The organism is Halioxenophilus aromaticivorans (assembly GCF_042850945.1).
Classification (GTDB): Bacteria; Pseudomonadota; Gammaproteobacteria; order Pseudomonadales; family Cellvibrionaceae; genus Halioxenophilus; species Halioxenophilus aromaticivorans.
On sequence record NZ_AP031496.1, the window covers coordinates 3,868,046 to 3,882,338 of the forward strand.

The window sequence follows — 14,293 nt, forward strand, 5'->3', positions numbered from 1 at the left end:
TGCTAAAAAAACCTTCGGAAAACCTTCGGATCGTCTTTTCTAAGGTAATATCACCGAATTTACTGCGTTCAGCAGCTTAAAATGCACCAAAAAGGGTCGCATTTGAAATATAGGGCAACGGGAGGATGGAGTGGCCATCGCAGACGTCAGCGAGCTAAAACAAGGTTTTCAATTGGGGGAATGGTTGATCGACCCAGCCCACGGTTGTTTTGAAACCAAGGGCCACCGCATCCATATTGAACCCAAGGTAATGGATGTGCTGCTGTGCTTGGCACAAAACCATGGCGAAGTGGTGTCGCGTGGCGATCTGCTAGACGCGGTGTGGCAGGACGTTGTCGTCAGCGAGGAGGTGTTAACCCGGTGCATTTCAGAGCTACGTACTGCCCTCAACGACACCCACCGCGAACGTAAATTTATCCGCACAGTGCCCAAACGCGGTTACTGCCTGATCGTTACGCCTATGCCACCAGCCGGTGCCGCAGCCCAGGCCGAACCTGAGCCCAAGGAAGCACAACCCCCTACTGCCGCTGACAGCAGGGTTGATAACGCTAGTGAGAGCACAATAGATAGCCCAATGGATAGCGCCATTGACAAGGCCTATGCCACGCCACCACCACGCCAAGGCAAACAAAAACGCACTTTTTTTAACCGCTGGATCGGCCAGGAAACGCTGTTCGCATTGGCCTTTTTGGCCATTTTTCTGGGCTACAAGTGGGGTGCCGATAAACTGCAATCTGACCAGCCCCCGGGACCACAGGCGTTACTGTCCCAGGAGGTGGTAAGCGCCGGTATCGGCGGCGTAGATCAGACCTCTCAGGCCTTGGATGTTGTGGTGTTGCCGTTTGTAAACATCAGCGCTGAAGACGATTACTTCAGCATCGGTTTGGCCGAAGATATTCGCAATAAACTGATCCGCACCAAAGGCCTGCGGGTTGCAGCACGCACCTCCTCCGAGGTATTTATGGGCCAAGCCCAGGATGTGCGCGACATCGGCAAGGCCCTCAACGCCCGCACCGTGGTTGAGGGCACGGTAAGAATGGACGACTCCCGGATACGCTTGACGGTGCAGTTATCGGAAACGGAAAACGGTCATCCTCTGTGGGCAGAAACCTACGAGCGCAACCGGGTAGACGTATTTGCCCTACAAGAAGAAATCGCCACGGATGTGGTTAAACAGCTGGCCCCGGCGCTATCCGAAACCGAGGAAAACGCGCCTAAATCGGCAGAGCTGACCGACAGCGTACAGGCCTACGATAATTATCTGCTGGGCCGTTTCCACTGGAACAAACGCACGCCGGAGTCTATCCAAAGAGCCCAAAGTTACTTTGAGCGCGCCATTGAATTGGACCCCAATTACGCCGCCGCCTACGCCGGAATGGCCGATAGTATCTTGGTTTTGCCCAAGTACAACAAAGGGGTGCTTCCCGACAACGTCACCACCGAAGTGGAATCGTTGATTAACAAAGCGTTGAGCCTCAATCCATCGGACCCAGACGCCAACGCCTCCAGAGGCCTGTTGGCACAGTTGCAAGAAGACCCAGATACCGCCGAAGCCTATTTCCAACGAGCACTAGAGTTAAACCCGAACAACTCCATGGCACTAATGTGGTACGGAAATCTCAAATCCGCTCAAGGCCTACCCCAGCAGGCCTACGACCTGTTTAAATCGGCACTTAAGAGCGACCCGCTGCACCCATCCATACAGATCAATTACCTCGCCGCGTTGCTGATGCTGGGGGAAAATCAAGAGCTGCTGGCTACTGCGCCCTACTTCCACCGGGTAACGGGTAAACAGTCGGCGTTAAAATTCCAACTGGCGGCACTGATGCAAATGGGCAACTTCGAAGCGGCATTGGAGCTGGTGCAAACAGAGGAATTTAGCGGCCATTTAAAACGGGTGATGCAGCTTGAGGCCGCTTCCGCCCTGATTAATTTAGAGCAGTTTAGCCATGCCAAGCAAATCCTGGATGCTTTACCCAAAGCCGAGCAAACTCAACCGCAGGTTTTGGATCTGAGAGCCAAAATGGCAGCGGCAGCGCAGGATATTGACGGCTTAGTCGCCGTGGGAGAGCAAGCCCGACCACTGTTTAAAGGTCAACCGCCCAGTTGCGACCTGGCCTACTACGACCGCTACATGGGTATAACGGCTTGGCTACAAAATCGAATCCCGGCGGCGCAAAGCGCATTTGAAAGTTCACTGGTGGTGTATCAACAACAGTGCCACGACGCCCTGCCACCGCACGCCGAGACCCATGCCTATCTGATACTCACTGCAAAACGACAGGGCCAGGAGCAGGCAGCCGAACAGCATTATCGAGACGGTTTAGCCGCAGTGGAGGACGCCAAGCGTCGTGGTATTGGCCACGCCAGCATGTGGCTAGCAGAGGTCAAACTGCGCGCCGTATTCGGTGAACTGGATCAAGCCAGAGCGATACTGGCTAGCCAGCGCAGTGTGGGCCATAACCTGTACGGCCCGTTACTTAATGACCCAATGCTAGCACCTTTGCTAAATCAGCTTTACCCAACGGCCACAGGACAAGCTATGCACCCAGATATCGCCGATTACCAACGTCAACAGATAGCCAGCCAAAGCCTAAACATGGCCAAATTAGGGCAGTAGCCCTACGGTTTTTATTAGTAATTGTAATTCCCTGCCATTATTTAGGGACTTTGTCGTCCCCCTGTCTTGCAATTCAACAACCATTTGGTACGATTTTGCACTTGCGAGATCAAAAATCTGACTAATTGTCAATAAATTGAAACCATCGCTCGCGGTACCAGTGTTGGTTTCTAGGGAATTTTACATTAACGCCAGGAAGCCAAGTGATGACAAGCTCCCGCCCTGATACACGCACCCATCTGGTCAACACCGCAACCAGCCTGTTTTTAAACAAGAGTTACGGCACAATCAGTACCAGTAAAATCTGTACCTCAGCAGAGGTTAATAAGGGTACCTTTTACCACTTTTTCCCATCGAAAGCGGCACTGCTAATAGCGGCTTTGGAGAAGTACACAGCCGAGGCCGTTGCCCAGCTGCATCAGATTCAGCACTGCAGTTTATCTCCAGAACAAAAGTTAAAAGCCTTGTTTGATGTGCCAGCCAACACCAACGCGGTTTGGCTAGAAGAAAACGCGCCCTACTACGGCTGCTTAATTAGTAACATCGCGCATGAACTGAGTACCGTAGACGAGCAAATCAGAGTTGCCGCCGCACGCTGTTTGCACGATCTCATCGAAGCCGCCAAACCCGTGGTTAAGGAATATTGCGACAGCAATAACGTCAGCTTAGATGTCGGTACGGCCACCGAGCGCGTTGTGGCGCTGCTGCAAGGCGGGCTGACCATGGCCAAATTATTCAAAGCTAACCAGCATCTGCAGCGGCTAGCTGAGCAAGCCGGGCCAGCTTTGTTGGCGTTGAATAATCAGGAAGATCGGGAAGTGGTGCAAGGTTAGGCCACCGCCGCTGGACGGCAGTGGTAATAAGAAGCAGGCTATTTAGTAACTGGCTGCTGAAGACGTGGCGAGGGTTGCGCTATCGCTATCTACGGAATCCCAAGGCAACCACGGCAGATTACCGCGCAGGTTGGCGATTAGTTCCTCTTGCGAGGTTTGCATCAGACCGTAAACGTATAACCCCATACGCGCCATCATGAGTTGTGTCGCTTTTTCGCGAGCGGCTTGGGCATCAAAGGCTTCGGCCAATACCGATTCATAGACCGCGGTAATTGCCGAAACTTGATCGTTAACCACTTGAGCCAAACGCTCGTTGCCCATGGAATTCAGCTCTAACAAGCTTTTGACCAGCATGCAGCTTTTAAACTCTGGCTCCAAAGATGTCTTGGCCTCAGCCAAAACCATGGTGGCAATGGCTTCCAATTTGTTGCCAACGCCTGCCAGAGAATCCTCGGTCTTTTTTACCGCCTGAGTGCCGTAATAACGCACCGACTCCTCGTACAACCCCTCTTTGTTACCGAAGGCATTATACAAGCTGCCAGGCTGTAGCCCGGTGGCACGAAATACATCTTGCATTGAAGCGCAATTATAACCTTTGCGCCAAAATAGTTCGGTAGCCGCGGCGACCACATCAGACCGATCGAACTTTGCCTTGGCCATAAAAAGTGTTTCCTTGGGGGTTGTTGTAACTAAATAATAGCAAAAATCAAAAATTGTCCTATAAAAACGATATAAGACCAGCGTATTCTAATTTAGGCGCAGGCCACAGCGCAAATATCGTTCATCGAGAGCGTTTAATTTCTCGTTATGTCGTCAAATTCATTACGTTGATTTTGACGACGGTTAATTATAGTTAAGTTGGCGTACAAATCTACTACTTTTGTAAAATGATATACTATTTTTCTATAGATTCCTTAAAAAATTGATAACTAAATGGCACAAAAAAATGGCTTTTGTAGTGCCCGAAAGTTTCTTCTTTATAAGCCCCACCTCGGTAGCGATTGCCTAGGACCGGTCTATACTCATCCTAATAGCTAGACGCAATTGCCATTCTCACGCAGCAAGATCGATTACGAACTACCGGCTGAGGGTTTCTATGCCAGAAACGAAGAACCGCATTTTAGTTGTTGACGACTCCACCTCTGACATTCAATTGATGGTTGAAAACCTCAAACCGTATTTCAATTTGTCAGTGGCTAAATCTGGAGCCAAGGCACTGGAGGTAGCGGCCAGCCCCACGCCACCGGATGTCATCTTGCTGGATGGCTCAATGCCCGATATGGACGGTTACGAAACCTGCCAACAACTCAAGTCCAACGAAGCCACCAAAGACATTGACGTTATCTTTGTCAGCGCTAATGACACCACCGAGGAAAAACTCAGAGGCTATGACGTTGGAGCCTGCGATTACCTGATAAAACCGCTGCAACCAGAAGAGCTCCTACAGAAAGTACGGCTAACACTGAGCAATAGGCAGTACCGCGTTGCCAAGGGCGGCAATCAGCAGATCGCCCTCGATGCCGCCATGGATGCCATACAAGAGGCCAGCGAGCAATCCATCATCATCGACTTTTTACGCCAAAGCTTCGCAGCCGCCGACGTGCTCGAACTGGCAGAACTTATTTGCGAAACCACCCATAGTTTCGGCCTAAACAGCTTGGTGCAGATCCGGTTGGACAGCGAAAATGTCAACGCCTCCAGCACCGGCGATATGACGGAATTGGAAAAAGAGCTGCTCTACAAGCTAAAAGATGGAGGGAGAATTATTCAGCGAGGTAACCGCCTGGTTTTGAATTTCGATAACCTCACGCAAATCATCAAAGATCTACCAGAGGACGAAGAAAAAGCCGGCCGCCTGCGCGACCATCTAATGCTTATATTAGAGAGTGCCGATAATCACTGTAACTCCCTGGCACTGACCACCGATATTCGCCGCCTAATCAGCGAATTTAAAAACTCCCTGATCACAATCACGGAATTACAGCGCACACAGAAGCTGGAAAACATTCAGATTTTGGACAACATGGTGGAAGAAGTTAATGTGGAGTTTTTGTCTTGCGGTCTCACCGACCAGCAGGAATCCGCCATTCTTAGCATCATCAGCCAAGCCGTAGAAGCAGGCCTAGCTAACTTCGAGCGCGGCGTCAAAATGGATGAGGACCTACACCAATTAGCCGAGCAGATTGCCGAGAAAATTTACCAATCGGTGGAAAGCAAAGAGAAGGTTGAAAGCATCGAGCTGTTTTAACCGGGGGCTCTACCTCCACCCTCAGCTATTTTTCGCAACCTGCTTCTCAGCCTGCTGTAGCGCCTCTGGTGTGTCGATATCCCAACACACGGCCGCATCCTCTAGGGCGATCTCCTGCACAGACTGTGGGTTAGCCTGTAAAACTCCAACACCACCCTGATCGCCCTGAAGCTGCCTTAACTGCGGCCAGAATTGCCGGCCAAATAAAACCGGATGCCCTGGCCTACCCTGCCAACTGGGCCGGACGATTTTATCGACTGCGCCTGCCGCCGCCAGCGTCTCTAAAGTCGCCACTTTGATCAATGGCATGTCCGCCAACACCACCGCCAAAAAATCAAAGCTGTCGGCAGCAAAGTGCTGGTGAATATAATCCACAGCTTGTGCAATGTTAGAACCCAGCCCAAGCTGCGGCTGTTGGCAGTAATACACGGACTCTGGGGTGATGTTATCGAGGTCTAACAGGCCGAGGTCGTCACCGGGTTTAGCCGCCAAAAGTGCCTGGCCAAACCCAGCCGCGGCATTGCGCCAGCTACGGGCCAGAAGACTCATCCCGCCTACCTTCGCCATACGCTTGTCTTCGTGGCCAAACCGGCGTGAGGCGCCGGCGGCCATGACCAGGGCTAGGCCGTGCTTACAAGCCATCCCGAGGCCTTCCGCGCAACACCCTCACAACATCAGCCATGACCGCCAGTGCGATTTCCGCCGGGGTTTTGCTGCCCAACGCCAAACCAATAGGCATTTGAATGCGAGCAACTTGCTCATCGTTTAGCCCACCGGAACGGCGCAGGCGCTCGGCACGGTTGGCGGAGGTACGTTGGGACCCCATCACGCCGATATAGAAAGCCGGGGTTCTCACTGCCTCTATCATGGCTAAATCGTCAATGCGCGGGTCGTGGGTTAGTGCCACCACCGCTGTGGCTGTATGGCTGTTGTCCGCCTGGGCAATAAACAAGGAAGGCAAAATCGGCTCAAAGGTTACTTCTGGGTTGACGATACTACCTGCCACCTCAGCTCGAGGATCACATACAATCACCTCAAAGCCTAGGGCCACAGCGAAGTCGGCGCAGGCCACCGCCACCGGCGATACACCGGCGATAATTAAGCGGGCCACCGGGCTGATTTTTATGGCGATGGTGCCATTGTCAGCCTGATATTCAACTTTTGGCCCGGTAGCCCTGCCTGCAATAAATGTGGCATTACCCGTTGCAGTATCCACCCGCCGGGTTTGCGCGGTTTCCCCACGCAGTGCGCGTTGAAATATTTGCAAATGGTCAATGGCCTCGGGTGACGGGGTTAGCTGCTCCACCAACACTTGCAACACGCCATCACAGGGCAATTGCACCCCAGTGCGGGCGTTATCAGCGCCACCGTATTGCAACACAGTACAACGTTGGGAAAACTCACCTTGTTTAATTCGCTCAATAAAATCTTCCTCTACGCAACCGCCGGACAAAGAACCAACCACTTCGCCAGCTTGGTTGGCGACCATCAGTGAGCCCGGCGCACGGGGCGAGGAGCCAAAAGTAGATGCCACGGAGCACAACCAAACGGTTTGCTGTTGATTGAGCCATTTGATGGCCGTTTGTACTACAGAGAGGTCTAGCGGTTGCATGTAGCCTTTATCCAGTGTTGCGTAAGCGGGACGAGAATGGAATTAGATGCATTACTCAAGTGGACGTTCGCCTGCTGAACAAAAAAGGCAATACCTTTTCGCTTTATAGATTTCGCCGTGGTGGTGCCATCTGCGGGTGGCCACCAGTGGAAATTAAACGAATACGCAAGAGAATTGGAGCGCGAATCGCACCAAACGGAGCGGGCTAGGAGTGAGTTTCAATAAATTCACTGATGACGTTTTCTAATTCTTCGTATTCAAAATCAGCAAACAAGGTTTCGACTTGCTGGGCCAATGCATCAAAGTCTGAACCTTTGCACAAACGACAAAAACTTGCCACCAAATTTTCGCTTTCTGTGTAATCCAAATTCAGCTTTTTCTGAATACCAGACAGCATCTCTATGACTTGTTCCGGCTCTACGTTGGCGGCTTTTTCAGCTGCCGGCCGCGCTGGGCTGGTAGTATCGGTTAGATCAAGAATGGCTTTATTCAACTTGGGCAGAGAGTCCAAACAACGACTCATCTGTTGAAGTAATGATGGCAATGAATCATGCTCATCATTCTTTAAGGCTCGCTCCAGGGCACCAGCAGCGGCCGAGATTTCCGTCGCGCCTAAATTACCACCTGCGCCTTTGATCTGGTGCGCCAGTGCCTGCACATCGTTTAAAGCACCGTCGTCGTATTTAGCTTGCAGCGTATCACCGGCAGATTCATACATTTTGCAGAAATTCAGTAGCAGTTTTTTCAGTAGTTGACGATTGCCACTAAGACGTTCCAACGCCTCGATTAGCTTGAAGCCGTCGATGTTTGGCAAGCCGCTCGCCGATGAACCCTCCTGTACCTGGGAATCGGCTGTTTCATAGTGATCAACGTCAAAATAGTGGATCAGTAACTTTTCGATCACCGCCGGGTCCAGTGGTTTGGTAATGTGATCGTTCATGCCCGCCGCCAAACTCTTTACCCGATCCTCTCGAGAGGCGTGAGCAGTCATAGCAATAATGGGCAGATCCTCTAAACTTTTACCGGAAAAACGCAACTCCTTCGCCGCGGTAATGCCGTCTTTAACAGGCATTTGCACGTCTAGAAATACCAGATCGAACTGTGTAGTTTTTATAAAATCAACGGCCTCTTGACCATTTTTCGCCAATTCCACACTTAGTCCGAAATCTTTCAGTAGATTTTCAGCCACCTGCAGGTTGACTAGGTTATCGTCTACTACCAACACTTGCTTATTATTGAAACGGGCCACCTGACGAGAGTCTTGACCGTTGATTTTTAGTAAAAACTGAGGCTGATATACAGCATCGTATATTTCTTGGTTGCGCAACGGTTTAAGCAACTCCAAATGATCATCCACCCCAGCCTCGCCCAGTTGGTCATAATGCAACAAACGCGTGACCCGGGTATTGGGGACGTCCAATGCGGATTCGTCTTTTTTAATTTCTGCCATAACCTTGCCCTGAAAATCCACAAACACTACCTCTGGTGAGCGAACCGCAAAACCCAAGGATTTTAGACTGGCAATGGTTTCAAAAAATTGCATATCAACATTGGACTGGCTTTCAAACAAGCGTTTAAAAACATCAACGGTAAGCGGGTTATCGCTCACCACGGCAATCACCTTTCGAGATTCCTGCTGGCGTATCTCCTGGCTGATGGAAGTTGTATCGACCTCTTTCAACTTAACTAAAAAAGAAAACTCAGACCCCTGCCCGGGCTTGCTATCCAATCGAATTTCACAGCCCATGGCTTTGGCGATACCACTACAAATCGATAACCCCAAACCCGTGCCGCCAAACTTCCGAGTGACCGAGCTATCCGCTTGGTTAAAGGCCGAGAAAATACGCGAGACCTGTTCAGTGGCAATGCCAATGCCGGTATCTTTTACCGTAATCAGCACCCGCTGGGCACCAAGGTAACCGACCTTTACAATAATGCAGCCCGAATCGGTAAACTTAATCGCATTGGAGATAAAATTACTTAAAATTTGCTGTATGCGGAAGCCATCCGCACGGAACAGACGCGGCGTATTAGGATCTATCAACGTGACCAAATCCAGTTGTTTGGATCGAGCACTGACCGAAAAACTGTGGGCTATGGATTCAACGCATTCTCGTAGATCCACATCTATTTGTTCTAATTCCACACCGACCGACTCTATTTTAGAGAATTCTAGAATGTCGTTGATGACGGTTATCAACAACTTACTGGAATCCATTGCTGTTTTTATTATGGCCTTCTGTTGCGTAACGCTGTCGCAATTACGCAATGAATACAGCATGCCAAGCACACCGTTTAAAGGTGTTCTCAACTCATGACTCATATTGGCCAAAAATTCACTCTTGGCCTTGGCATTGGCCAATGCTTGGTCGCGGGCCTGCTGTAGGTCTTCCGTCCGCTGTCGAACTTCATCTTCCAAATTACGTGTCAGCTCTAACAATCTCTGGTTAGTATTGTAGAGCTCGATACTTTTGGTCTCTAGTAACTCCTCCGCTTGCAAGCGCGCCTTACGCTCTCGCTCCAATCGTTTTTTCAGGCGTTCAACTGAATCCGTCATGAAACGATTCGTACGTTAAACTTTTCTTTAAACAAAGGACCACCATCTAGTGATTGGCGATCAATTTCAATATCTTTCTGAAAGTGTTTAGCACTGGCTGATATTAGTCCAACCGCCAAATCCGCCAAGGGGCGTTCCGATTGATAATGAAACACCAAGTGATCGTCGGACAACTGCTCGTACCGAAATTTCGGCAAGCTGGCATCGGGATACAGCTTTAGCACCTCCACATGAATATGCTCATCGACGCTTTTCAAAAAATCAAATAGGTTGTCGTGTTCGTCGAAAAAGGCCGGAAATTTTTTATAAAACACATCCGCCAAATGCCCCCCAAACGCCAGCAGCAAATCGGCTTCGGGCACATCAACTCGGCGGCTCAGCTCGGCAAGCAGTTCAGCCAACTCGGAAAACTCGTAGCTGGCAACACTGCAGTAAGCACCGCCGGAGGCTGGCTCTACAGCATCAATAATATCGTCCATCATATCCGCCCCCCAATTAGCCTCAACCAATTGAGCAAACTCGGTAAAGACAACACCTTTCATTGGCACCCCTTGTTTACTTTTTACGAATAAAAGCCTGAATTAAACAACCCAGGGCGAATAAATAATTTATACGCCAAGTGGTTTATTTAATAAAAAGTATAGAAGAGTTTTTACTACAAGCGCGCAATGCTTTGGTAAAGAGACTTGTTAAGAATTTTAAAGTCTAAACTGGGTGGAATGACGACGATCACAGTAATGATACGATGATCTATGTGCCAACTGTTTTGGTTTGACGCCCTAAAAAAGCCATCGTAACTTTTCAGGAAAACTATTAATGGCCAAGGAACTCAGAAAACTCAGCCGTTGCAGCGTAGGATTCCAACGCCTGCATCATTACTGACAGCGACAAAGACACGTCTTGGGGAATGACGCCCTCGTCAGGGTGATGACTGATACCGCCAGGGCTACGTACAAACAACATCGCCACCGGGCATAGGTCCGCCATGGCCATAGCATCGTGGCCGGCACCCGAGGGCAAGAATTTCGACGCCAACCGTGCGTGGGTTGTGGCAGCAATGGCGTCGGCAAAGATGGCTTGAAACTTACCGTCACATAAAACTGCTGGCGCACTGTGCGTGTGCGCCCAAGAAAACGTTAAGCCACGTAGGGCGACAATGGCTTCTACGGAATCATTAATGGCCAACAAAACTTGATCACGAACAGTGTCATTTTGGCTACGCACATCCAAAGACAAAATAACATCGCCGGCGATCACATTAACCGCGCCAGGGCGGGCGAATACCTGCCCTACAGTTGCGACAACATCACCGCCAAATTTTTTGGCCGTATTTTCTATGGCTAAAATAATGTCAGCGGCACCAGCCAGTGCATCTTTTCTTAAATGCATAGGCGTTGTGCCAGAGTGCCCGGCTTGGCCAGACACTCGAATATTACTGCGCCGAGCACCGGCGATTCCGGTCACCACCCCCAGTGGTAGATCCTCGGCCTCAAGCACTGGCCCCTGCTCAATATGCACTTCCCAATAGCCAATCACTTCATCGCAATGACGTCCGGCAGTGGCACAGCGATTGGGGTCTAAACCAAAATTGTGCAACGCTTTCGCAAGCGTTATGCCATGGTCATCTTCCAATGCTAACCAGTCGTCTTGCCAGTGGCCGGCGACGGATTTCGAGCCAATTAATGTCGAACCAAAGCGCGTGCCTTCTTCATCGCAAAAGCCCACCACCTCAATGGCGAAAGGTAGGTGTCGGCCCTGTTCGTGCAGCATGTGCACCAGCTCAATGGCGTTTAGTACCCCAAGGATGCCGTCATAGCGGCCGGCGTAGGGTACGGTATCCAAATGCGACCCCAGAATTAACGCAGGCGCATTTTCTTTCTTTCCCTCGTAACGGCCCCAGATATTACCAACCGCATCCAGCCAGGTGGACATACCCGCTTCGGTCAGCCACTGGCCAACTTGGGCATTAGCCTGCTTTTGCTCCGGCGTAAGATAGGCTCTCAAAATGCCGTCTGGTAAGGCGCTTAAAGCTGCCAACCGCTCACAGCGCTCTAACACACGACGCGCTGCTTGTTCGTAAATTTCTGCAATAACCAAATGAGTAACCTACGCTCCGTAAACGGTGAGTGCCGCATCCACTGCACGGCCTGGTGAAGTGTTAAATCCGGCCCGGCGCAACACGTTTTCTAGGGCTGCCAGGGTAGTTAATACCGCGTCTTTGCGTGCGTTGTAGCCCATGGTGCCGATGCGCCAAATTTTGCCCTGCAGCGGGCCAAAGGAAGTACCGATTTCAATACAAAAGTCGTGGAGCATGGAGCTGCGAACCGCTTCGCCGGCAACACCGGCAGGAATGACCACGCCCACCACATTGTTCATTCGGTTGCTCTGGTCACCGTAAAGCTCCAATCCCATGCCTGTTAATCCCGCCGCTAACGCCTCGCCATTAAGCTGATGCCGGGCAATGCACTTGTCCAATCCCTCTTGCAGCACAATACGTGCACATTCCCGCGCGCCGTACAGCATGGTGGTGGCTTCGGTGTGATGGTTTAGTCGTTCTTCTCCCCAATAATCTAGGATCATCGGCAAATCAAAATAATTGGAACGAATGATAGCGCCCTGGCTGTCGGTGTGATGCTCCGCCTTGATGCCCGCTTCTACATGGCGGCGATTACGAACGTGCTCAACAAAAGCTGGGCTCAGCGTGATTGGGCCGCTGCCAGACGGGCCACCCAAGCATTTTTGCAAGCCGCAGGATACGGCGTCTAAATGCCAAGCATCGGTGAGTAGTTCATTACCTACGATGGAAGCCGTGGCATCCACATAGAGTAATACTCCGTGCTTTTGGCAGACTTCGCCCAGCTCGGCCAATGGTTGCAGCACCGTGGTGGAGGTATCGCCTTGCACCGTGGCGACCAGTTTCGGTTTCACTTTTACGATGGCGTCTTCCAACTGTTTGGCGGTCACTACCTGGCCCCAGGGTATTTCCAGTGTGTGCACCTCGGCGCCGCAACGCTGGGATATTTCCACCAATAAATGGCCAAAACGACCAAACACTGGCACCAACACTTTATCTCCGGGGCTTAATGCCGAAACCAAACAGGCTTCAATGGCGGCGCGAGAGGTACCATCGATCAGTAGCGTCCATTGATTCTGGGTTTGAAATATCTCTCGATACAAAGCCATGGTCTCGTTCATGTAACCGGTCATGGCGGGGTCGTACTGGCCCACCAACTGCGCCGACATAGCACGCAGTACTCGAGGGTCCGCATTAATAGGTCCCGGCCCCATGAGCAGCCTTGCCGGCGGATTGATTTGGTCGAAGCGATCGATAGACACGGTATTACTCCAAGGACGGAAACAGCCCAAACCATGGCTGGGCGGAGAAAAATTAGAAATCTGACTGCGGTTCAATGATCATCAGTGGCGAAGACCCAATCCTTTAAGAATTAAAAAACCGAAACAAAAAGTCGAAATTAAAACCCATCAAAAGTGCTTTATTTCGCAATGGCGTTCGGCGCTGAATTCTTAGGACACTAGTGCGAGCCGTCTATTGCAAGCCCACTATTGCATGGCCACTTGAATCAACATGCGCACACCGGTAATGCCTAATACCACGGCAAACACTTTTTTCAACATAGCTCCATTAAGCTTTGCGCCCAGGCTTGCACCGATGGGGGCAAAGAAAACGGTCAGCGGCACAATGGCAATTAAACCCGGCAGGTTTACCAAGCCGTAGGTACCCGCCGGCGCATCCGCCGGCGTGGAGCCTTGCAATAACATCATTAGGGCGCCCGGCAGAGCGATCAATAAACCAAAAGCTGCTGCGGTACCCACTGCCTTGTGCGCTGGGTAGTTGCAGGAAGTCAACGTTGGCACGCCCAAGGTACCACCGCCAATACCACACATTACCGAGAAAAACCCAATTAAACTGCCCATAATGCCTTGGCCAAACATTCCCGGCAGGCTTTGCGCTAAAGGAGCGGCGTTGGCTCGCAATAACATATTCAAGGATACTAGTACCGCTAACACCCCAAACAGCAGACTGAAGAAGTTACCGTTAACCACAGTGACTAAGTAACTGCCGATCAACACGCCTAATATCATAAAAACAGCCCACCGTTTTAGCAAAGGCCAATCGACATTGCCTTTGCCGTGATGAGCGCGAATGGACGAAATGGAGGTTGGAATAATAGTGGCCAGAGAAGTACCGGTGGCGACCAACATGGCACTGGCAGCATCCACCCCAAGGCCCTGAAATACAAAATACAGCACCGGCACAATAACAATACCGCCGCCCACGCCTAACAAGCCTGCCAACAGTCCAGCAAACACACCGGTAACAATAAGCGCTACAATCACCGGGATAAATTGGGTTAATTCTTGCGATAATTCGGGCAAGGGTTACTCCTTAGCAAAACACAAT

General features: G+C 50.8%; 11 protein-coding genes. 3 read left to right on the forward strand and 8 right to left on the reverse strand.

The genetic code is table 11. The features are described from left to right. Nucleotides 1–130: 130 nt before the first annotated feature. Complete coding sequence (locus tag ACGHM3_RS16540) at nucleotides 131–2,620, forward strand: winged helix-turn-helix domain-containing protein (protein ID WP_345425219.1); 2,490 nt, start codon at nucleotides 131–133, stop codon at nucleotides 2,618–2,620. 206 nt (nucleotides 2,621–2,826) lie between these two features. Continuing rightward, complete coding sequence (locus ACGHM3_RS16545; RefSeq protein ID WP_345425222.1) at nucleotides 2,827–3,453, forward strand: TetR/AcrR family transcriptional regulator; 627 nt, start codon at nucleotides 2,827–2,829, stop codon at nucleotides 3,451–3,453. A gap of 42 nt (nucleotides 3,454–3,495) precedes the next feature. Here the strand turns inward: ACGHM3_RS16545 and ACGHM3_RS16550 are convergent, their stop codons facing one another. Beyond that, the gene (locus tag ACGHM3_RS16550; RefSeq protein ID WP_345425225.1) at nucleotides 3,496–4,113 is read right to left on the reverse strand and encodes a TetR/AcrR family transcriptional regulator; all 618 of its coding nucleotides are present in this window, start codon (nucleotides 4,111–4,113) and stop codon (nucleotides 3,496–3,498) included. Nucleotides 4,114–4,549: 436 nt separating this feature from the next. Here ACGHM3_RS16550 and ACGHM3_RS16555 point away from each other — a divergent pair, with 436 nt between their 5' ends. Continuing rightward, entirely contained in the window at nucleotides 4,550–5,701 is a 1,152-nt protein-coding gene (locus ACGHM3_RS16555) for a response regulator (protein WP_345425228.1), read from the forward strand. Between the two features lie 21 nt (nucleotides 5,702–5,722). Here the strand turns inward: ACGHM3_RS16555 and ACGHM3_RS16560 are convergent, their stop codons facing one another. From ACGHM3_RS16560 to ACGHM3_RS16590, 7 genes are all read right to left on the reverse strand, one after another. Continuing rightward, nucleotides 5,723–6,343, reverse strand: a complete 621-nt coding sequence (locus tag ACGHM3_RS16560; protein WP_345425231.1) for a nucleotidyltransferase family protein — start codon at nucleotides 6,341–6,343, stop codon at nucleotides 5,723–5,725. Next, the gene (locus ACGHM3_RS16565) at nucleotides 6,333–7,313 is read right to left on the reverse strand and encodes an XdhC family protein (RefSeq protein ID WP_345425234.1); all 981 of its coding nucleotides are present in this window, start codon (nucleotides 7,311–7,313) and stop codon (nucleotides 6,333–6,335) included. The genes ACGHM3_RS16560 and ACGHM3_RS16565 overlap by 11 nt, the downstream gene beginning before the upstream one ends. A 205-nt stretch (nucleotides 7,314–7,518) precedes the next feature. After that, a complete protein-coding gene (locus ACGHM3_RS16570) occupies nucleotides 7,519–9,870 on the reverse strand; it encodes a response regulator (RefSeq protein WP_345425236.1) in 2,352 nt (783 codons plus the stop codon). Then, nucleotides 9,867–10,412, reverse strand: a complete 546-nt coding sequence (locus tag ACGHM3_RS16575) for a heme NO-binding domain-containing protein (protein WP_345425239.1) — start codon at nucleotides 10,410–10,412, stop codon at nucleotides 9,867–9,869. Before ACGHM3_RS16575 ends, ACGHM3_RS16570 begins: the two co-directional genes overlap by 4 nt. Before the next feature lie 271 nt (nucleotides 10,413–10,683). After that, nucleotides 10,684–11,967 (reverse strand): allantoate amidohydrolase, encoded by a 1,284-nt coding sequence (locus ACGHM3_RS16580; RefSeq protein ID WP_345425242.1) that lies wholly within the window; start codon nucleotides 11,965–11,967, stop codon nucleotides 10,684–10,686. A gap of 9 nt (nucleotides 11,968–11,976) precedes the next feature. Further along, nucleotides 11,977–13,158, reverse strand: a complete 1,182-nt coding sequence (locus ACGHM3_RS16585; protein ID WP_345426108.1) for an alanine--glyoxylate aminotransferase family protein — start codon at nucleotides 13,156–13,158, stop codon at nucleotides 11,977–11,979. A 273-nt stretch (nucleotides 13,159–13,431) separates the two neighbouring features. After that, nucleotides 13,432–14,268 (reverse strand): sulfite exporter TauE/SafE family protein, encoded by an 837-nt coding sequence (locus tag ACGHM3_RS16590; protein WP_345425245.1) that lies wholly within the window; start codon nucleotides 14,266–14,268, stop codon nucleotides 13,432–13,434. Between the last annotated feature and the right edge of the window lie 25 nt (nucleotides 14,269–14,293).

Coding starts and splice junctions, on each gene's coding strand:
- ACGHM3_RS16545 (WP_345425222.1), top strand. CDS start 2,827: ATGACAAGCTCCCGCCCTGATACACGCACCCATCTGGTCAACACCGCA.
- ACGHM3_RS16550 (WP_345425225.1), bottom strand. CDS start 4,113: ATGGCCAAGGCAAAGTTCGATCGGTCTGATGTGGTCGCCGCGGCTACC.
- ACGHM3_RS16555 (WP_345425228.1), top strand. CDS start 4,550: ATGCCAGAAACGAAGAACCGCATTTTAGTTGTTGACGACTCCACCTCT.
- ACGHM3_RS16560 (WP_345425231.1), bottom strand. CDS start 6,343: ATGGCTTGTAAGCACGGCCTAGCCCTGGTCATGGCCGCCGGCGCCTCA.
- ACGHM3_RS16565 (WP_345425234.1), bottom strand. CDS start 7,313: ATGCAACCGCTAGACCTCTCTGTAGTACAAACGGCCATCAAATGGCTC.
- ACGHM3_RS16570 (WP_345425236.1), bottom strand. CDS start 9,870: ATGACGGATTCAGTTGAACGCCTGAAAAAACGATTGGAGCGAGAGCGT.
- ACGHM3_RS16575 (WP_345425239.1), bottom strand. CDS start 10,412: ATGAAAGGTGTTGTCTTTACCGAGTTTGCTCAATTGGTTGAGGCTAAT.
- ACGHM3_RS16585 (WP_345426108.1), bottom strand. CDS start 13,158: ATGGGGCCGGGACCTATTAATGCGGACCCTCGAGTACTGCGTGCTATG.